The organism is Moraxella sp., assembly GCF_024227015.1.
Lineage (GTDB): Bacteria > Pseudomonadota > Gammaproteobacteria > Pseudomonadales > Moraxellaceae > Moraxella.
In genome coordinates, this window is sequence record NZ_JAAELD010000087.1 from 1 (window position 1) to 662 (window position 662).

1 protein-coding gene is annotated in these 662 nt (G+C 45.0%); it reads right to left on the reverse strand.

Features of this window, described 5'->3' with window-relative positions:
* On the reverse strand, positions 1–662 hold a 662-nt coding region (locus tag GY683_RS01910; protein WP_297287142.1), incomplete at both ends, for an ATP-binding protein.

Sequence of the window (662 nt, forward strand, 5' to 3'; positions counted from 1 at the left end):
ACCACGCCTCATTCATGGGTAATGGTCCCAAAGGCAACCAGAGTACCTTATCAACCCATACCACTGGGCGATGCCGACTGGTCATCATCACCCGCGATTGCCCTTGCAACCGTGTCACAAACGCCGTCAATAATTCCGTCCATTCTGGGTCCTGACAAACAGACCCTTTTTTCGGATCAGACAACAAATTCGTCTCAAAGTTGTCTATAATCAATAAGATAGGATAATTCTCCAGCACATCCAGCAAATTTTCCCGCATAATTTCATGGCGATCTGGCACATCTTCATGCTGAAAAATTTTGCGAGACTCATTACCTTGACAATCTTGGTTATAATACTCACTCAATCGCACCAACAGCAAATCAATTCGTTTATAAAAATCTACTGCATTCATTGCATAACCACGCGACTGCACCACCAGTACCAAATCAAACCGATTATGCCATAAATTCACCACCTCAGCTGCTAACGCTGTTTTCCCCAGCCCTGCCAAACCTTGTATCAAAACCACTCGCGACTCACTCGCACTCAACCATTTTTGATTTAATCGCGTCAACTCCCGACTTCTGCCCACAAAATGCGTTCGCGCCTTAAAACCATATTGTTCATCAGACAATAATGGTTGAAAACGCCGTTCTGGATAACGCCGTTTCAACTGCGCC